Origin of the sequence: Microbacterium testaceum (genome assembly GCF_001476655.1) — a bacterium.
Classification (GTDB): Bacteria; Actinomycetota; Actinomycetes; order Actinomycetales; family Microbacteriaceae; genus Microbacterium; species Microbacterium testaceum_C.
The window spans coordinates 1-18,258 of record NZ_LDRT01000058.1; the positions used below are offsets into that span (position 1 = coordinate 1).

Below are 18,258 nucleotides of genomic sequence, written 5' to 3' on the forward strand. Positions count from 1 at the left end.
GGGCCGTGGCATCCGGGAGCGTGGGAGAAGGGGTCGGCGTCGACCGCGCCGCCAGCGACGACGTCGATTCCCTCGGCTTTGAGCATGACGACCCCGGGGCGCTCGACCGGCGCCGCCGCGGCGACCCCCGACGACAGCAGCGCCGCGAGCCGATCAGCCTGTCGCCACCCGGGCCCGACGAGGCCGCTCGGCCCACCCGGGACGCGGCCTGAGGCGTCGGCATCCGCGGGGTCGGCGACGTGCGCGCAGTCGCCGATCGCGAAGACGTTCGGGTCGGTCCACGAGCGCGAGGAGCCGTCGACGAGGATGCCCGTCGAGGTCGCGAGTCCGGCGAGGGATGCCACCTCGGTCCGCGCTGCGACTCCGCACGACAGCACGAGCAGGTCGCCGGCGAGCACCTTGCCGTCGGCGCAGACGAGGCCGTCGAACCACGCCTGACCGTGGTCGTCGTGGCGGAGGAGGATGCTCTCGGCGCGCGCGTGATGCGCCATCTCGACGCCGACGGCGGTGGCCGCGGCGGCGAGCACGCGTCCGCCGTTCTCGTCGAGCGTCCGGTTCATCGGGGCGGCGGAGTGGTACGCCACGACCACCTCGGCTCCCGCCTCGGCGGCGGCGAGGGCGAGCTCCATGCCGAGCACGCCCGCGCCGAGCACGACGATCCGCCGGCCCGCCGAGACGGCCGTGCGCACGAGCTCGGCGTCGGCGAGGTCGCGGAGCGCGACGACGCCACGGGGGAGCGGGGCCCCGCCGAGGTCAAGGTCCGCGGGAGTGGCCGCAACCGACGCCCGGTCGCGCCGCGCGCGCTCCATCCCGGCGAGTGTCGGGACGTTCGCTCGGGCCCCCGTCGCGAGCACGAGCCGGTCGTAGTCGAGACGGATGCCATCGTGCAGGCGCACCACACGGCGGTGCCGGTCGACGCCCACCACCGTTGCGCCGAGATGGAACCGCACGCCGGCCTCTTCGGCGACGCGGCGGTCGTCCATGTCGAGGCCCGCGCGATCGGTGCGACCGACAGCGTACTCGGCGAGCAGGACGCGGTTGTAGACGTCGTGGGGCTCGGCGCCGACGACGGTGAGGTCGATGCATCCCTCGCGCACCGCGGGCAGCAGCCCGTCGATGAGCCGTGCTCCGACGGGGCCGTAGCCCACCAGCACCACACGCTCAGACATGGGTGGCCTCCTCTGTCGGGGTGGACGCCCCACGCTCGATGGGCCCGCCCGCGACGGAGACGCCGGCCGGCACCGCCCCGTCCGCGACGGAGACGCCGGTTTGGGTGGCCCCGTCCGCGACGGAAACCCTGGACGCCATGCCCCCGGCGACCGCACGCCCGATGCCCGAATGCTCCGTCACCACAACAGGCCCGCGGACCCCGGTCGCAGCCGCGACCACCGCGGCATCCGGAGCCACCCGCACCCGCGTGCGCTTGAACTCCGGCATCGCCGACGTCGGGTCGACGAGCGCCTCGGTCAGGCGATTCGCGCACTCGTCTCCCGCGTAGTGGAAGGGGAGGAAGACGGTGTCGTGCCGGATGTCGGTCGTCACCGTCGCCCGCGCGCGCACCGTGCCGCGCTCGTTCGAGACGGCGACGAGATCGCCTTCCCGGATGCCGAGCCCCGACGCCGTGGCCGGATGGATCTCGAGCCGCGCCTCGGGGCGGGCGCCGTTCAGCTCGGCGACGCGGCGGGTCTGCGTGCCCGACTGGTACTGCTGCAGGTAGCGGCCGGTGACGAGGGTCAGCTCGCCGCCGCGGTCCGTGGGAGCGGGGGGAGTGGCATCCACCGGGACGAGGCGCGCGCGGCCATCGGCGTGGGCGAAGCGCTCCGCGAAGGGACGCGGCGTGCTCGCGGCACGGTACGGCCAGTACGCCTCGACGCCGGTGTCGAGCAGTTCGTGCGACAGGCCGGAGTAGTCGGCGACGCCGCCCTCCGACGCGCGGGCGAGCTCGTCGAACACCTCGGCCGGGTCGGTCGACCAGGTGGATGCCGCGCCCAGGCGCCGCGCGAGCTCCGACATGATCCACAGCTCGCTGCGGGCACCGTCCGGCCCGGACAGCGCCTGCCGCCGGCGGATCACGCGGCCCTCGAGGGAGGTCATCGTGCCCTCCTCCTCGGCCCACTGCAGCACGGGCAGCACGATGTCGGCGAGCTCCGCGGTCTCGGACAGGAAGAAGTCGCACACGATGAGGGTGTCGAGGGCTCCGAGCCGCGCTCGAACGGCCTCGACGTCGGGCGCCGAGACGACGACGTTCGAGCCGGCGACGAGCAGCGTCTTGACCGGCCCACCGAGTTCGCCAAGCAGCGCGGTCGCTGGGATGCCGGCATCCGGAAGCTCGTCGGGGTCGACGCCCCACACCCCGGCGACGTGCCGGCGGGCTTTGGGGTCGCGGATGGAGCGGTACCCGGGCAGCTGGTCGGCCTTCTGGCCGTGCTCGCGTCCGCCCTGGCCGTTGCCCTGCCCGGTGAGGGTGCCGTAGCCCGAGCCTTCGCGGCCGACGAGTCCGAGTACGAGGGCGAGGTTGATCGCGGCGGTCGCGGTGGCGGTGCCGTCGACGTGCTGTTCGACACCGCGCCCGGTGAGGATGTACGCGCCGCCCGCGGCGAGGCGTCGCGCTGTCTCGCGGAGCTGAGCGACCGGGATGCCGGTGGTCGACGAGGTGCGCTCGGGCCACCACGCGGCGACCGATCGGCGCAGGGCGTCGAAGCCCGTCGTGCGCTCTTCTATATACGCGCGGTCCGCGAGTCCTTCGGCGAAAGCGATATGCGTGAGACCGAGCAGCAGCGGCAGGTCGGTGCCGGGCGCGGGCTGCAGGTGGGTGCCGGCGCCGTCTTCGGTGAGGCGCGCGGTGGCGGAGCGGCGCGGGTCGACGACGATCAGGCCGCCCGCGGCGCGCGCTCCGGCGAGGTGCGCGAGGAACGGCGGCATGGTCGCGGCGACGTTGGAGCCGAGCAGCAGAATCGTCCGCGCGTCGTCGAGGTCGGTGACGGGGAACGGCAGGCCGCGGTCCATCCCGAAGGCCCGATTGGATGCCGCTGCCGCCGACGACATGCAGAACCGGCCGTTGTAGTCGATGCGCGAGGTGCCGAGCGCGACGCGGGCGAACTTGCCGAGCTGGTACGCCTTCTCGTTCGTGAGTCCGCCGCCGCCGAAGATGGCGTTGGCGTCGGCGCCGTGGGTCGCCTTGGTGTCACGGAACGCCGCGGCCACGGCATCCAGTGCTTCGTCCCAGGTGGTCTCGGCGAGGGTGCCGTCGGGGCGCCGCATCAACGGCATCCGGAGTCTGTGTGGGGATGCCAAGAGCTCCGCCGACGTCCAGCCCTTGGCGCAGAGTCCTCCCCGGTTGGTGGGGAAGTCGCGGCCCGTGACCGTCGTGTGGCCCGCGTGGCTGACGGTCATGGCGCACTGCAGGGCGCAGTAGGGGCAGTGGGTGTCGGCGGAGCTCATGGGGTCAGATCCGCGTTCCGGTCTTCTTCGAGAGGCGGAGGTACACGCCGGCGGTGAGGGCGAGGAACGCGACGTACGCGAGGGCGAACCAGCCGAGGGCGGGGGTGTACGAGCCGAACGTCGTCTTCGAGAAGCCGAGCAGCTGCGGGATGAAGAATCCGCCGTATGCGCCGATCGCCGAGATGAGGCCGAGGGCCGCGGCGGCCTTGCGCTGCGCGCCGATTCCGCCGTTGGCCTTGAGGGCGAAGATCGTCGGGATCATGCGGTAGGTCGAGCCGTTGCCGATGCCCGCCGCCGCGAACAGCACGAGGAAGCAGAGCAGGAAGATCGCGAAGTTCTGCATCGGCAGGGTGAGGATCACGCTCAGGATGCCGAGCCCCATCACCGTGAAGGCGCCGATCGTGATGACGGTGCCGCCGAAGCGGTCGGCGAGCTTGCCGCCGTAGGGGCGGGCGAGCGAGCCGACGAGAGCGCCGAGGAAGGCGAGGGTGACCGTGGCGGTGCCGATCGCGATGCCCTTGAAGTCGGGGAACGTGTCGGCCAGCAGCTTGGGGAAGACGCCCGCGAAGCCGATGAACGAACCGAAGGTGCCGATGTAGAGGAGCGAGAGCACCCACATGTGCGGCTCTTTGAGAGCGGCGAGGGATGCCGTGATGTCGGCCTTCGCGGCGGAGAGGTTGTCCATGCGCAGGTAGGCGCCGACCATCGCGACGAGGATAAGCGGCACCCAGATGAGGCCCGCGAGCGGCAGGTTGAGGGTCGCCGCGGCGCCGACAGTGATGACGATGGGGACGACGAACTGCGCGACCGAGGCGCCGAGGTTGCCGCCGGCGGCGTTGAGTCCGAGGGCGTATCCCTTCTGCGCGGCCGGGTAGAAGAACGTGATGTTCGACATCGAGCTGGCGAAGTTGCCGCCGCCGAAGCCGGCGAACGCGGCGATCAGGAGCAGGAGGCCGAAGGGGGTCTGGGGGTTCGACACCGCAACGGCGAGGCCGATGCTCGGGATGAGCAGGAGGCCGGCGGAGACGATCGTCCAGTTGCGGCCGCCGAAGCGCGGAACCATGAAGGTGTAGGGGATGCGCAGCGTCGCGCCGACGAGGCTCGGCATGGAGATAAGCCAGAAGATCTCACCCGTCGAGAGCTGGAAGCCCGCCGCCGGCAGAGACACGACGACGACCGACCAAAGCTGCCAGACGACGAATCCCAGGAACTCGGCGAAGATCGACCACCGCAGGTTGCGGGAGGCGATGGCCTTGCCCTCCTTGGCCCACTGGGTGGCGTTCTCGGGGTTCCAGTTGTCGATCCAGCGGCCGGGGCGGTGGACGAGCTGTGCCGAGGCTTCCGTGCTCGCGGCTTCTGTGCTCGCGGCTTCGGCTCGGGTGGTGGGCTGCGCCGGCGTGGCTTCGGGGCGCGGGTCGGTGACGGTCACGGGGTCCTCCGGTGGGCGATGTGGGGAGGTGCAGCGCCCCGCATGGGCTGGGCGTGCCGCCAGCGTAGGAAGGGGGCGTTACCCGGGAGGGCGTCGGGAGGGGCGGGGAGGTAACGGTTGTCTCACCCGCATAGCGGCGGCGGGAGAGTTGGGATTGACCCCGGTGACTCTGTTCTGACACATGTTCGAAATGTTCATTTGGTCGAGCTGCGGCTCGCCCGGGACGTTCTCAGCTCCCGCTCTCCTCGGGAAGCACGATGGCCTCCAACTCCGAGTAGACGGCCATTCCTTCACGCACGAGCGGAGCCATGGTGTCTCGAAGAAAGGCATCGGGCGTGCTGCCAGGAGTGGCGAGCGACAACAGCTTCCTGAGCCCGTCTCGAATTGAACCGGCAGCTCGCTTGACATCGTCGGCATCGTTTCCTCGAGCGACGCTGTCAGCTATCGCCCTCTGTTTCACCTCGAGGGCGTCAGCGACCTTTGCGCCCATGCCAGCCTCTCGGCAGAGGGCTTCAATCACCTCGTCGTCGAGGAGGTAGGCCTCGAGATGGCGCCGTCCGAGTACCCGTGTGCCTTCCTGCTCGAGGATCTCGATTTCTTGCTGACTTCTCGAGTCCCGGTCGATAAGTCTGTTGATGACCGTACCCGGTGTGATCGTCTGAAGTGCGTGGGCGACTCCGAGTCGATCGTTTACCGCTTCGGAAGCGCTCCCGACCGAGACGAAGTCGACGTCCGGATACTTCTCGGAGAAAATCGTTCGATAGCAGGCCGCGTCGAACGCCGCTTTCACGTCATTCGCCCCTGTTTGCGGCCTTCCTTCGCAAAGAATCACGCGGCTAGGCGCGACAAGGGCTGCGAGGTCCCCAAGAGCGACGCGAAGTGTGCGACTCCAGAATTCCCTACTTGGTTTCACGGGCTCGATGACAACCGCTTGATCGAAGTCATGACCCTCCAGGTCGATAAAGCAAACATCATCGGGTTGCGCGCGTGAGAGTTCCCAAGCTTGTTTCATGAAGCCAATGCTGTGGCTGGCAAGCCACAACTGGCAGTTTTCAGGGAGTAGTTGCAGCATGGCGTGCAGAAGCAGCGACTGTACCCGGGAGTTGAGGTGCGTTTCTGGCTCATCGATACACCAGACACTGTCGTCGAAGTATGAACTCTTGATCACGCAGTCGAGAAGCAAGTCGAAAGCCGACTTCTCCCCTGCAGAGAGGTTCTTATACAAGAACCCAGCAGATTCGCCTTTCGTGAAATAAAAGGACCCTTGCAGACTGCCTGCCGACGCGAGTCCTCCGACTCCGTCCAGCACGAGGTCGGGAAATATTGACGACACTGCTGTACGGGCGCGGCCGATGATTCTGTCACGGAGTTCGCTCCGGGGCATGTCTTCGGAGAGAGAAGAGTCGAACACCCCGTCCACGGTCTGCATGATCAAGCGCTGGTAGTTCTGGGACACGGTCGCGTCCGTGTCGATCATGCGCGAGGCCCGGTTCTCGTTCAGAGGACTATCGAGGCGTGAGAATGACGAGATGTTGAAGTCGGCTTCGTTTCGGAAAGCGGTTCGCGCGTAGACAAGCTTTTTCTTCGCGGTGGCGTCGTCGGGAATCGGCTCATGAAAATTGACGAACACGTGATCGTCAATCGAACGCGTGGGAGTGCCTACTTTCTGGATGTATGCCTCCTCGATGCCTGTCAGCACCCCGCCATTCCAATAGTGCCAGTTCTTCATTCCGTCAAATATGGAAGACTTTCCTGATCCGTTCGGACCAGCCAGAACTACCAGCCTGGCGGATGGGGGGATGTTCTCGATTCGCGTGTCAGTGAATCTTTTGAAACCCAGGAAGTGAAGGGACTTAACGTGCACTTTGCTCTTTCGGATGAGAAGTTTCGGTGTCCGGGTGCCTGGTTTCCCAGGCGTCGTCGGAGCGTAGGCCAGGAATCCTGAAGATGTAGTGCGCCCGCCCATGCTGTAGACGAGTGATCATTGCACGTCGATGATCGGATTGGGATCATCCTGCCCAGGGAACGCTGATGTCGGGATCGAAGGACGATTCGAGGCTTGGGTCACGAGGGTGTTACGTCAGCGCATGCCCCTCTGAAGGCCCGCCGAAGAGGAGTGGGGCACCGAGCGCATCGCGGCTGCGTGGGTCGAGCTCATGCGTCGACTCGGGTACGGCCGCTTCCTCGCTCACGGGGGGCGATTGGGGTGGGCCGGTCACCATCGCGCTCGGTGGCCGGTTTCCGGCGCACGTCATCGGCATCCACACGACGACCCCGATCGCGCCGCCCGGGTTGAGCCTCGACGTGCTCGACGCCACCGAACGGCAGTGGGTCGAGCACACCCGCGCCTTTGAGAGGAATCGCCTCGCGTACGCGAGGGTCATGGCGACCGCGCCGCAGACGATCGGGTACTCGCTGGTCGATTCGCCCGTCGGGCTTCTCGCGTGGATCCTCGAGAAGTTCTTCGAATGGAGCGACACGGTCGACTCGCCGTTCGGGACCATCTCGCGCGACCGTTTCCTCGACAAGGTGACCCTGTACTGGCTCACCGCGACCGGGGCGTCAGCGGCGCGGATCTACTTCGAGAGTCACCAGTCGCTTGACCCCGACCTGCGGGTGACGGTGCCCGCGGCCCTTACGACGTACCCGCACGACATCGAGAAGCATCCGCGGCCCTGGGCGGAGGAACGGTTCCGCCACATCGTGCGGTGGCGGGCGCCTGAGGCGGGTGGCCACTTTCCCGCGTTGGAGATGCCGGGGGAGTTCGTGCGCGATCTGCGGGAGGGGTTGGTGGCCGTGCTTGCGGCGTCCGGCCGGATACTTTAGGCCGCGATCAGCAGGTCGCCACCGTGGGTCTACGCTCGCGACATGTCACAACGTCGCAGCGGCGGAACTCGCACAGGGGGCTGGGTGCCGCCGCGGTTGTGGAGAGCCGTTTTCACCTGGTGGCCGGTGTTCTCGCTCCTCGGTGCGGGGGCAGGGGGAATCCTGCTCGTTCGAATCCTTCTCATCTCGTCGAGCCGTGAATACCGGTTCGGTATCGACATGCCGATCGAAGCAGCTGTTCTGGTCGTCTGGGGCGCGAGCGTGATTGTGCTGATGAATCCTCCACGATCTGTTCTCGCTCGCCAGGCCACGGAACGCCCGCCGCGGGGCCAGGTGTGGTCGTTGGGCCGCAGGTTCCGGATCTGGAACCTTCTCTCGGCGCCCGTCGCGGGGCTGCTTCTCGTGGTGTTGCTTGCGCCACTCGGCGAGGCGGTGAACTTGCAGGGGCTCACACCAGGTACGCCGTCTGCCTTTCTCGTGGTTCCCTTCACTGCGGCGGCTCTCGTCGTCGCTGTGTTTGTCGCCCGAATCGGTTGGTGGGGCGTCGAGCTGAGGGAGGACATGCTGGTCGCGCGCGGTTTCCTCCGCAGTCGCCGGTTTCTGCGTGATGACATCGAAGCGGTGTGGCCCGGCCGGGTCTCGGGGCTGGGCGGGTGGCTCCTCGGGGTGCTCATGAACAACCAGGGCGACTACTTCGCGTTGAAAGTTCAGCGGAGAGGCGAGCGGGCGAAGACGCTGTACGCCTCGCACTCAAGTCACCGCGACGTCCTGTATGCGGCCCAGATCGTTAAATGCTGGGTCGGGTCTTCCGCCGCGACACCTCCTCCGCAATCCATGGCGAAAGACCTGTGACGCGACGGTCGATCGGGTCAGGTCGCCAGCCGATTCCATGAGAACGTGACCCTGTAATGGCTCGCCGCGAGCCGCGCGTCAGAGGCACGAATCTTCCTCGAGAGTCATCCGTCGCTCGACCCCGACCTGCGGGTGACGGTACCCGCGGCGCTCGCCATTTACCCGCACGACGTCGAGAAGCATCTGCGGCCCTGGCGCAGGAACGGTTCCGCCACATCATGCGGTGGCGGGCGGCCACTTTCCCGCGTTGGAGATGCCGGGGGAGTTCGTGCGCGACCTGCGGGAGGGTTAGCGGCGGTGCTTGCGGCGTCGCGGTGAGGTGCCACGAGCTCGGCCGTGACGTTGCCCCCCGGACGGCATTCGGCCCGCCGTTAGGAGGAGACGTCCGTCGCGACGACGTCCGAAACCGGACGAGGACGTCGCGCCCGCGCCCCGAGCACGAGTACCCCCAGACCGCCGGTGATGCCCACCCAGACGACGAGGAGCCCGGTGGCTATCAGCGCCGTGAGCGGGAAGACGGAGAAGGCGACGTCCATTCCTACCGAGCCGGAGTTCGGGGCCCAGGTCGCTGCCGCGGTGAGAAGGGCGTACGCGAGGGCCGTTGACGTGAGCCAGGCGCCTCGCACCCGGCGGCCACGACGCACCATCGTCGTGGTTCCGCCCACGAGGCCCGCGATGATGGCAACGCTCACCGCCACCAGGACCACCCACGGCATCGCGGAAGCCACGAAGCCGCCCATCACGTCGCGGCAGAAGAATGCCCTGTTATCGCCCCAGCTGGTGCCAGCATGATGGCACTGCGCGCCGAGAAAGGCGATGGAGAAGACGATGGTTGTGCCACTCGCCACGATCGCGCCGAGGCTGAGGATGAGCCAGCCCCAGCCGAAGCCTGAGCGCGGCCATCGCCCCTTTCTCCCATTCCCCACGTTGTCAGTGTGGCATTTCCCGTGGAAGGCGACCGAGTGTTCTCCAGATGCCGAGGCGTCGATGGGTGCGGTGGGGTCAGTCACGCGGACCGGAGTCGACCACCGCAGCCACCGTCTCGATCTCCACAAGCTGGTCGTCGTACCCCAGCACGGTGACACCGAGGAGCGTGCTCGGCACGTCGTGCTCGCCGAACGCCTCCCGGACGACCTCCCACGCCGCCACCAGGTCGGCTTGGCGAGTGGAGGCCACCAGAACGCGCGTACTGATGACATCCGTGAGATCGGCACCCGCCTCGCGAAGTGCGATCCTCACGTTCTCGACGCACTTCGCCGCCTGGACGGCGTAATCGCCGACGCCCGCGGTCGTGCCGTCGAGGTTCAGCGGGCAGGAACCGGCGAGGAAGATCAGTCGCGCCTCGGCGGGAGCGGTGGCGGCGTACGCGTACTCCGCGCTGTCGGACAGGGCGGTCGAACGGATGAGCGTGACGGCGGTGGGCATGTCCTGACCTTTCGAGGGTGGGCTCAGATGTCGCGGGCCATAAGCATCATCGGGGCGTCGAGGGTCTCGGGGTCGGCGACGAATCCGAGTGACTCGTAGAGTCGGCGGGCTGGAGTGTTGGATGCCAACACCCCCAGCTGCACGCGAGAAACTCCCCGGGCGCCTGCGTGATCCAGGGCGAGGCGAAGGAGACGGCGTCCCCGCCCCTCGCCGCGAACGCTCGGAGCGACGATCAGTCGGCCGATGCGAAGAGCATCGTCGACCGGGGTGAGCTGCACGTGGCCGACGGGCTCGCCGTCACTCGTGTCCAGCATCCACGCGGTTGCGCCCGGCCGTCTGTGAAGATCGTCGAGCTCCTCGGGCAGGAAGGGCCAGGTCATCCACGGGCCGGCGAAGGCGTAGAGAGCCTCAGCGTTGGGAACCCAGCTCGCGACGACAGGCAGGTCCGCGTTCGTCCGAGGGCGTAACGAGTGCACGCTCTTCACCGTAGACCGGGCCGCGCAGGGAATGCTGCCGCCATCGAAGAATCACACGCTCCGAGCGGACGCGGCTGTCTCAGGTGATGAGCAGGCTTCAGTCTGCCGGCAGCTCTTCGGTGGCGGTGGGGCGCCCGCGCACCGTTGCCGCCGAGACGATCAGAGCGCCGCTGACGACAGACGCGGCAATCACCGCCGACCCGATCAAGATCGCCGCGAGGAGCGACTGTCGAAGGCGCAGACTCTCGCATGTCGCCGCGTCGTACACCACTCCTTCGCACGCCTCACCCGGAACCGTGCCCGCGAAGAGGGAGATTCCGGCGATCAGCGCGATAGCGCACGCGGCGAAGGCGACGAGGGAAAGAATCACACGCATGAGGACCCAACGTTGAGCGTGAACGACAGCGTCCTCGGGCAAGGCGCTGCATACAACGTATCGATCGTGCGCGTCTCGCCCTGAACACGTGGCGAGAGCAGAACGATTCCTCACCCGTTGCGCGAAGGCGTCGCGCTTGCTTCTCTCACGCCATTCTGAGCGAGCCCAGCACGACATCGACCTGGTCCGCGAGGTGGTCGTCGTCGATGGGAACGGAGCCGAGAACAACCACCCGATTCGCCCCCAAAGCAGCGCACATCGCGACGACCGCGAACGCGTCGGCCGTGCCCCGGACGACGGCGCAGTCGATCCCCGCCAGCGTTCCGTACTCGACATGGTCGATGTGCACGTGCGGTTCGCTCGCGTGAACGACCCCCATCATGTCCGCGCCGTAGTCGCGCACCGTCATCATGCCGATCTCACGATGCACGATGACACGGACGGTCGCCTCGCCCCATCGCGCCGTCAGCAGGGGATCGTCGCCGCCTGTGCCGTGCTCGATGCGTGCGCCGGACGGCACGTCGATGGTGAACGCCTCCGCCTTCGTCGCACGCAACTGGGGAGGCGTCTGCACCGAGGGGAGTTCGTCGGGAACCCGGAAGGCCACTCATGAGTGTGTGAACAACACCCGACTCACGGCACCGATTGGACGCTGCCGGCGATGACCTGCCACCGCCCATCGATGATCGACCAATAGCGGAGATAGTTCATCTTTCCTTCGACGCGGTGACCGTCGTCGATCAGCCGTGCGTCGACCAACGAGTCGATCCGAGCTCTCCCCGCGTGCTCTCGCGTCGATCGATGCAGCTCGACCAACTTCTCGAAGCGAACCGCCCCGGTCGAATGGGCGTTGAGGTCGGCTTCGCGGTCGGTCACCGAGCCATCAGGAAGCTCGAATGTCAGACCCTCGAAGAGCACGTTCCGCAAGGCATCCGTGTCGCCGCGTCGCATGGCTTCGTGGAGGGCGTCTTGGGCCGCGTCGACGGAGCGCCCCGACGCATCGCGCGTGGTCATGCCCCGAGGCTAGCGCGGGGAGAAGGGACCCGGGACACGCTTTGCGACCGTCCTGACGGGGTTGTGCTCGTCCACCCGACGACGACGGCCATGCTCCCGAGAGCGGCACGTCGACGGGCCGGGATTTCTCCCCGCCAACGAACCGCGGCATCCGTGCACCGTGCACACTCCCCGGTGTGAACTTCGCCACCCGCGCCACTGTGCTGCCCGGCCGACCTTCCTAGCGTGAGGGGAGCGCGAAGACGCGCACCAGAACGCTCGAATCGCGTCCGACGCAGCCGTCGACGCGGGGAGGTGAACGACGATGTCTCTCGACGAACTCGACACGCGCACCACGACACCGCTCTCGGTGTCCGGCCTCGCGCACCTGCCGTGGCGGAGCCCCTCAGCCGGGACCGGTCGGCCCGCTGTGCGCGACGTGACCGAAGAACTCAGCTATCGCGGCCTCGAACGGCGGGCTGCCGCGTGCGCGGAGCAGTTCGCCGCGCGCGGGATCGGGCGCGGCGACGTGGTGGCGATCATGCTGCCGAACTCGGTCGCGTTCCTCGCCGCGATGCTGGGCGCCTGGCGCGTGGGTGCAGCGGTCACGCCGGTGAACCCCACGTTCACGGAACGGGAGCTGCGCTACCAACTTGACGACTCGGGTGCGCGCCTGCTCGTGACGTCCGGTGCCCCCGCGGTCGAGGTCGAGACGCTGGCGCCGGCCGATCTCGCGCGCATCCCCGACGGATCCCTCGACGATCCGCCCATCACCCCCGACACGCTGGCCCTGCTCGTGTACACGAGCGGCTCGACCGGCCAGCCCAAGGGCGTCATGCTCGATCACGCCAACCTCAGCGCGATGGCCGCCTCCCTCCGCCGCCACATCGAGCTCGGACCCGACGATCAGGCACTGCTCGTCCTGCCGCTCTTCCACGTCAACTCGCTCTGCGTGAGCTTCCTCGCCCCCATCAGCGCGGGCGGCAGCGTGTCGATCCTGGAACGTTTCGCTCCGGGCACGTTCCTCGACGCGGTCCAGCGCTATCAACCCACCTACTTCTCGGCGGTGCCGGCGATCTTCGCGAGACTGGCCGAGGTCCCGCGGGAACAGATTCCGCGCCTGCCCTCGCTGCGCCTGGCGATCTGCGGCGCCGCACCGGCCAGCCCCGAGCTCCTCGCCCTCAGCGAGAAGCGATTCGGCATCCCGATCCTCGAGGGCTACGGCCTCACCGAAGCCACGTGCGCTTCGGCGTGCAACCCCCTGTGGGGCGAGCGCAAGCCGGGCACCGTCGGTCGCGCCCTCCCCGGCCAGCAGATCGCCATCCTCGATGACGAGGGCCGTCTCATGCCCCCGGGCGTGCGGGGGGAGGTCGCGATCCTCAGCCCCACGGTCATGCGCGGGTACCTCGGACGACCGGATGCCACGGCAGAGGTGATGCGCGGAGGATGGCTGCGCACGGGCGACATCGGCATCCTGGACGAAGACGCATATCTGACGCTCGTCGATCGGGCCAAGGACATGATCATCCGCGGCGGCGAGAACCTCTACCCCAAAGAGATCGAGGGCTTCCTCGCCACGCACCCCGCGGTGCTCGAGGCCGCGGTCATCGGTCGTCCCGACCCCGTGTACGGCGAGGTCCCCATCGCCGATGTCGTGCTGCATCCCGGCGAGGTCGTCACCGAGGATCAGCTCCGCGCCCACTGCGCCGAGGGCCTGACCAAGATCAAGGTGCCCGCCGAGATCCGCATCGTCGCCGATCTCGTTCGCAACCCGGTCGGCAAGGTCGACAAGCCCGCGATGCGCCGCGCACTCGCCGCGGCCTCCGCCTGACCGCTTCGCTTCCCCCATCCCGTCACCGAAGGAGTTGATCATGGGATTCAAAACCGCGGAGTTTCCGCCCGTCGACACGAGCACATTCCTGCACCAGCCACTGCGCGAGCGGATCAAAGCCCTGACCCTGCACTGGGTGGAGTACGGCTTCGGATCGCCCCGCATGATCGCCGCGACCTACCTCGTGAAGATCGCCGTGCTGTGGCTCCTCATCGGGAGCATCGTCATCACCGCCACCAGCGGTGTGGGGTGGTTCTGGCAGGTCGACCAGTGGTGGAATCAGCCGATCGTCTACCAGAAGGCGATCATCTGGACCATGCTGCTCGAAGCGATCGGCCTCGCCGGATCGTGGGGGCCGACGGCGGGCAAGTTCAAGCCCATGACCGGTGGCATCCAGTTCTGGGCGCGACCGGGCACGATCCGGCTACGACCGTGGGCCTGGGTGCCGGGAACGGCCGGTGACACGCGGACCGTGTTCGACGTCGTCGTCTACCTCGGGTTCCTCGCGGCGCTCGCCACGGCGCTCGTGCTCCCCGGCACGGTGACCCCTGCGCTCGCCGCGGCGCTTCCCGAGAACACGAGCGGGTTGGTGCAGACCACCCCCGTGATCGTCGCGATCGCGCTGCTGGTGATCGTGGGCGTGCGCGACAAGACGATCGCGGTCGCTTCGCGCATCGAGCAGTACCTGCCGGCGCTGGTGTTCTTCTCGGTGCTGTCGTTCGTCGACATGATCATCGCGCTGAAGCTGCTCATCGTGGCCGTGTGGGTGTGCGCGGGCATCTCGAAGTTCGGCAGGCACTTCGTCAACGTCATCCCGCCGATGCTCAGCAACACCCCGTTCTGGCCGCCGAGATGGCTCAAGCGCGCCCTGTACCGCGACTTCCCTCGGGACGTGCGCCCGTCGAAGCTCGCGCACTTCATGGCGCACGCGATGGGGACCACGGTCGAGATCGCCGTTCCGCTCGTGCTTCTGTTCTCGCAGAACTTCTGGGTGACGCTCGCGGCGGTCGTCCTCATCGTGGGCTTCCACCTCTTCATCTTCTCGACCTTCCCGCTCGCCGTCCCGCTGGAGTGGAACACCCTGTTCTGCTACGCCGCGGTGTTCCTCTTCCTCGGCTTCCCCGCGCGGTCGGGGTACGCGGTCACCGACTTCTCGAACGGGTGGCTGCTCGCCGGGATCGTCGCGGCCCTGTTGTTCTTCCCCGCGCTCGGCAACCTCCGCCCCGACAAGGTCTCGTTCCTGCCGTCGATGCGTCAGTACGCGGGCAACTGGGCGTCGGCGCTGTGGACCTTCACGCCGGGTGCGGAGAAGAAGCTGGATGCCGTCATCCGGCCCACGTGGAACCAGGTCGATCAGCTCGTTCAGCTGGGTTACGCCCCCGAGATCGCCGAGATCACGATGCAGCAGACGCTCGCGTGGCGCTCGATGCACAGCCAGGGCCGCGGACTCTTCTCGGTGCTCTACCGCGTGCTGCCCGACATCGAGACGCGCACGATCCGCGAGGGCGAATTCGCCTGCAACTCGGTGATCGGCTTCAACTTCGGAGACGGCCACCTGCACGACGAGTCGCTCATCCGCGCCCTGCAGAGCCGCTGCCATTTCGCGCCCGGGGAGTTCGTGGTGGTATGGGTGGAGTCCCAGGCCATCCACGCGGACTTCCAGGAGTACAAGGTGATCGATGCGGCCCGTGGTGTCATCGAGCGGGGAAGATGGCGCGTCGCGGATGCCGTGGCCGCCCAGCCGTGGCTCGCGGACGGCCCCATCCCGCTCGAGCGCTCCTGGCGGGCTGACGCGAAGGCTCCGACGACCGATGTGACGAACAGCGTCCGCACGGTCTCGCGCAGGCGAGGAGAGCGGGTCTCGAAATGACACGCGCGGTGGTCGTCGGCAGCGGTCCCAACGGGCTGGCCGCTGCCGCGACCCTGTCGGCCGCGGGCCTGGACGTACACGTCGTCGAGGCCGCGGACGAACTCGGGGGAGGGGCGCGCAACAGCGAGCCCCTCCTCGCCGGGCTCATCCAGGACCACTGCGCCGCGGTCCACCCGATGGCGGCCGGCTCGCCGTACTTCGCCGACCTCGACCTGCCCGAATCGCCCTGGGTGCTGCCCGAGATCGACTGCGCCCACCCGCTCGACGACGGCGACGTGGTGTTGCTCCGTCGCTCGATCGTCGAGACCGCGGCCGGCCTCGGCGCCGACGGATGGCGGTGGCAGACGCTGTTCGGCCCCTCGTCGCGCTCGTTCGCGGCGCTGTCGGAGGACATCCTCCGCCCCCTCGTCGGCATCCCTCGTCACCCCCTGCTTCTTGCGCGGTTCGGCGCCGCTGCCGCGCTGCCCCCGGTGTGGACCGCGCGTGCCTTCGCCGAGGAGCGAACCCGTGCACTGTTCTTGGGCGTCGCGGCTCACGCGTTCCAACGCCTCGACCAACCACTCGTCGGCGGGATCGGCGCGGGCATCATCACCGCTGGACACGCCGTGGGGTGGCCCGTCGTCGCCGGCGGAACGGGAACGCTCACCGCGGCCGTCATCTCGCGGCTCCGCGAGCGTGGCGTGACGTTCGAGACCGGCCGCCGCATTCGTTCCCGGCGCGATCTGCCCCGGCACGACGTCGTCATGCTCGATGTGCACCCGCATGCCGTGGCCGAGATTCTCGGGGGCAGCCTGCCCCGTCGCACCGCCGAGGCGTTCCGCCGCTTCCGCCCCGGCCCCGCCGCCTTCAAGGTGGAGTTCGCGGTCGCCGGAGGCGTGCCGTGGCGGGCGGAGGAGACCGGCCGCGCCGGCACCGTGCATCTGGCGGGGTCGGCGCGCGAGATCGCGGCGGCCGAGCGCGCCGTCGCCGAGGGGCGGATGCCGGAACGCCCGTTCGTGCTCGTCGGCCAGCAGCACGTCGCCGACCCGCAGCGCTCGGCGGGCGACATTCACCCGCTGTACGCGTACGCCCACGTGCCCGCCGGATACTCCGGGGACGCCACCGAAGCCGTGGTCTCGCAGATCGAGCGGTTCGCCCCGGGATTCCGAGATCGCATCCTGGCGACCCGGGTGATCACCGCGACCGAGTGGAGCCGGCGGAACCCGAACTTCGTCGGGGGAGACATCCTCACCGGCGCCAAGACACCGCTGCAGTTCATGCTCGGCCCGCGAATCTCGGCGCAGCCGTACGATACGGGGGTGCCGGGCTTCTACCTCTGTTCCGCGGCGACGCCGCCGGGGCCGGGAATCCACGGTTTGTGCGGCGTGAACGCCGCCCGGCGCGCGCTGCGGGGCCTTGCGCCCGCGAAACGGACCAGGGAGGCGCAGCCCGCGTGACGACGGCATCCGGTTCCGCCGAAGAGCACACGGGCAACGTTTCCGAGCTCCTCGCGCTCGTCGCGCGGCAGCTCGACCTGCGCATGCCCGAGATCGTCCGCGAGATGCGAGACCTGTTGGCATCCCGCATCGACGACCTGGGCGGAGACCCCCAGCTGGTCGAGATGCTGCAAGCGAGCATCGAGGGCAACGTCACGACGATCTGCCACATCCTCGCGAACGGCATCGATCTCGAGAGCCTGCAGCCGACCACGGCCGCCGTCGAGTACGCGGCGCGTCTCGCGCAGCGCGATGTGCCCCTGGCGGCCCTGACGCGCGCCTACTACCTGGGTCAGAGTATGTTCCTGCGGCTCGCAATGGACGAAGCCGAGCGCCTGGGCGTGACCGACCGCGTCAAGATCGGCGTCGTCCGCGACATCGCCGACGTCGTGCACCGTTACATCGACTGGATCCTGCAGCTCGTGACCGGCGTGCACGAGCAGGAGCGTCGGCGGTGGTGGAGCACCCGCGCGACCCTCAACGCGAGCATCATCCTCAAGGTGCTGCGCGGAGACTCCCTGCCGATCCGCGGGTTCGTCTCGGAGACCGGGTACACGCTCGCACAGACGCACCTCGGGGTGATGGCCTGGTCCGACGTGGATGCCGAAGACGCGGCGCGCCAGCACGAGATCGACCTGCTGCTGCGCCGACTGGCCACGGCGGTGCACTCGTCCGCCGCGCCGCTAATCACCGTGGTCGATCGATCCACGGCCTGGGCATGGTTCGGCGGGGCTCGGCTCGACGCCGGAGCGCTGGCACGGGTGGAAGAACTCGCGGCGACGGTGCCCGGCGTGCGAATCGCTCTCGGCGAGCCGGGCCACGACGTCGAGGGTTTTCGCCGAACGCACGAGCAGGCCGCGATCGCGCGGCTCGTGGCGCTGTCGTCGCCGCGCTACCGGGACCGGGCGGTGGTGTCGTACGCCGACCCCCAGGTCGCGCTGGTCCAGTTGCTGACGAAGGATGCCACGGCGACGGCGACATGGGTGCGCGAGGTTCTGGGCGACTACGCCGGTGCCGGCGAGCAGGCGCGCGTGATGCGCGACACCGTCGCGGCCTACTACGCCGCCGACAAGAACGCGGTGCGCACGGCGGAGCAGCTCGGCGTTCACCGCAATACGGTGCGCCAGCGCGTAGACCGGTTCGAGGCCTCGGTGGGAGCGCGGGGAGTCGATCCCCTGCAGGTGGCGCTCGCCCTGCGGATCTACGACGACCTTCTGCTCGAGGGAGCCGACGCGCACCACACGTGACGGGCGTTGCGCCGCTC

16 protein-coding genes are annotated in these 18,258 nt (G+C 68.5%); 6 read left to right on the forward strand and 10 right to left on the reverse strand.

The features are described from left to right. The 4 genes from NS220_RS09510 to NS220_RS09525 form a co-directional block, all read right to left on the reverse strand. Positions 1–1,169, reverse strand: a 1,169-nt coding sequence (locus tag NS220_RS09510; protein WP_153004241.1) for an NAD(P)/FAD-dependent oxidoreductase, incomplete at its 3' end; no start/stop codon positions are given. Continuing rightward, positions 1,162–3,441 carry a molybdopterin oxidoreductase family protein gene (locus tag NS220_RS09515; RefSeq protein ID WP_242864582.1) on the reverse strand — a complete coding sequence of 760 codons (2,280 nt, stop codon included), beginning with the start codon at positions 3,439–3,441 and terminating at the stop codon, positions 1,162–1,164. The genes NS220_RS09510 and NS220_RS09515, both read right to left, overlap by 8 nt. Positions 3,442–3,445: 4 nt before the next feature. Then, positions 3,446–4,870 (reverse strand): MFS transporter, encoded by a 1,425-nt coding sequence (locus NS220_RS09520; RefSeq protein WP_058623840.1) that lies wholly within the window; start codon positions 4,868–4,870, stop codon positions 3,446–3,448. 229 nt (positions 4,871–5,099) lie between these two features. After that, positions 5,100–6,836, reverse strand: a complete 1,737-nt coding sequence (locus NS220_RS09525; protein ID WP_081323089.1) for an AAA family ATPase — start codon at positions 6,834–6,836, stop codon at positions 5,100–5,102. 416 nt (positions 6,837–7,252) lie between these two features. Here NS220_RS09525 and NS220_RS20575 point away from each other — a divergent pair, with 416 nt between their 5' ends. Then, positions 7,253–7,696 carry a hypothetical protein gene (locus NS220_RS20575; protein WP_242864584.1) on the forward strand — a complete coding sequence of 148 codons (444 nt, stop codon included), beginning with the start codon at positions 7,253–7,255 and terminating at the stop codon, positions 7,694–7,696. Between the two features lie 126 nt (positions 7,697–7,822). Then, entirely contained in the window at positions 7,823–8,548 is a 726-nt protein-coding gene (locus NS220_RS09535) for a hypothetical protein (protein ID WP_058623842.1), read from the forward strand. 371 nt (positions 8,549–8,919) lie between these two features. Here NS220_RS09535 and NS220_RS19750 read toward each other — a convergent pair whose 3' ends face one another. From NS220_RS19750 to NS220_RS09565, 6 genes are all read right to left on the reverse strand, one after another. After that, on the reverse strand, positions 8,920–9,558 hold the full coding sequence (locus tag NS220_RS19750; RefSeq protein ID WP_153004242.1) for a hypothetical protein: 639 nt from the start codon (positions 9,556–9,558) through the stop codon (positions 8,920–8,922). Next, positions 9,551–9,973: a RidA family protein gene (locus NS220_RS09545; RefSeq protein WP_058623844.1), complete on the reverse strand. Its 423-nt coding sequence runs from the start codon at positions 9,971–9,973 to the stop codon at positions 9,551–9,553. The genes NS220_RS19750 and NS220_RS09545 overlap by 8 nt, the downstream gene beginning before the upstream one ends. A gap of 23 nt (positions 9,974–9,996) precedes the next feature. Next, on the reverse strand, positions 9,997–10,449 hold the full coding sequence (locus tag NS220_RS09550) for a GNAT family N-acetyltransferase (RefSeq protein WP_193755331.1): 453 nt from the start codon (positions 10,447–10,449) through the stop codon (positions 9,997–9,999). Positions 10,450–10,546: 97 nt separating this feature from the next. After that, positions 10,547–10,825, reverse strand: coding sequence for a hypothetical protein (locus NS220_RS09555; RefSeq protein ID WP_058623846.1), 279 nt, complete (start codon positions 10,823–10,825; stop codon positions 10,547–10,549). Positions 10,826–10,970: 145 nt separating this feature from the next. Then, the gene (locus tag NS220_RS09560; RefSeq protein WP_058623847.1) at positions 10,971–11,432 is read right to left on the reverse strand and encodes a hypothetical protein; all 462 of its coding nucleotides are present in this window, start codon (positions 11,430–11,432) and stop codon (positions 10,971–10,973) included. A gap of 26 nt (positions 11,433–11,458) precedes the next feature. Next, positions 11,459–11,839 carry a nuclear transport factor 2 family protein gene (locus tag NS220_RS09565; protein WP_058623848.1) on the reverse strand — a complete coding sequence of 127 codons (381 nt, stop codon included), beginning with the start codon at positions 11,837–11,839 and terminating at the stop codon, positions 11,459–11,461. A gap of 304 nt (positions 11,840–12,143) precedes the next feature. Here NS220_RS09565 and NS220_RS09570 point away from each other — a divergent pair, with 304 nt between their 5' ends. The 4 genes from NS220_RS09570 to NS220_RS09585 are packed head-to-tail and all read left to right on the forward strand — an operon-like array spanning position 12,144 to position 18,241. Then, on the forward strand, positions 12,144–13,649 hold the full coding sequence (locus tag NS220_RS09570; protein ID WP_081323091.1) for a class I adenylate-forming enzyme family protein: 1,506 nt from the start codon (positions 12,144–12,146) through the stop codon (positions 13,647–13,649). A 40-nt stretch (positions 13,650–13,689) separates the two neighbouring features. Further along, positions 13,690–15,519: a DUF3556 domain-containing protein gene (locus NS220_RS09575; protein WP_058623849.1), complete on the forward strand. Its 1,830-nt coding sequence runs from the start codon at positions 13,690–13,692 to the stop codon at positions 15,517–15,519. Further along, a complete protein-coding gene (locus tag NS220_RS09580) occupies positions 15,516–16,955 on the forward strand; it encodes a phytoene desaturase family protein (RefSeq protein ID WP_058623850.1) in 1,440 nt (479 codons plus the stop codon). Before NS220_RS09575 ends, NS220_RS09580 begins: the two co-directional genes overlap by 4 nt. Continuing rightward, entirely contained in the window at positions 16,952–18,241 is a 1,290-nt protein-coding gene (locus NS220_RS09585) for a PucR family transcriptional regulator (RefSeq protein WP_058623851.1), read from the forward strand. Before NS220_RS09580 ends, NS220_RS09585 begins: the two co-directional genes overlap by 4 nt. Positions 18,242–18,258 lie beyond the last annotated feature (17 nt).

Bases quoted from the DNA above. Each gene is read 5' to 3' on its own strand.
- NS220_RS09515 (WP_242864582.1), bottom strand. From the start codon at position 3,441: ATGAGCTCCGCCGACACCCACTGCCCCTACTGCGCCCTGCAGTGCGCC.
- NS220_RS09525 (WP_081323089.1), bottom strand. From the start codon at position 6,836: ATGGGCGGGCGCACTACATCTTCAGGATTCCTGGCCTACGCTCCGACG.
- NS220_RS20575 (WP_242864584.1), top strand. From the start codon at position 7,253: ATGGCGACCGCGCCGCAGACGATCGGGTACTCGCTGGTCGATTCGCCC.
- NS220_RS09545 (WP_058623844.1), bottom strand. From the start codon at position 9,973: ATGCCCACCGCCGTCACGCTCATCCGTTCGACCGCCCTGTCCGACAGC.
- NS220_RS09555 (WP_058623846.1), bottom strand. From the start codon at position 10,825: ATGCGTGTGATTCTTTCCCTCGTCGCCTTCGCCGCGTGCGCTATCGCG.
- NS220_RS09565 (WP_058623848.1), bottom strand. From the start codon at position 11,839: ATGACCACGCGCGATGCGTCGGGGCGCTCCGTCGACGCGGCCCAAGAC.
- NS220_RS09570 (WP_081323091.1), top strand. From the start codon at position 12,144: ATGTCTCTCGACGAACTCGACACGCGCACCACGACACCGCTCTCGGTG.
- NS220_RS09575 (WP_058623849.1), top strand. From the start codon at position 13,690: ATGGGATTCAAAACCGCGGAGTTTCCGCCCGTCGACACGAGCACATTC.
- NS220_RS09580 (WP_058623850.1), top strand. From the start codon at position 15,516: ATGACACGCGCGGTGGTCGTCGGCAGCGGTCCCAACGGGCTGGCCGCT.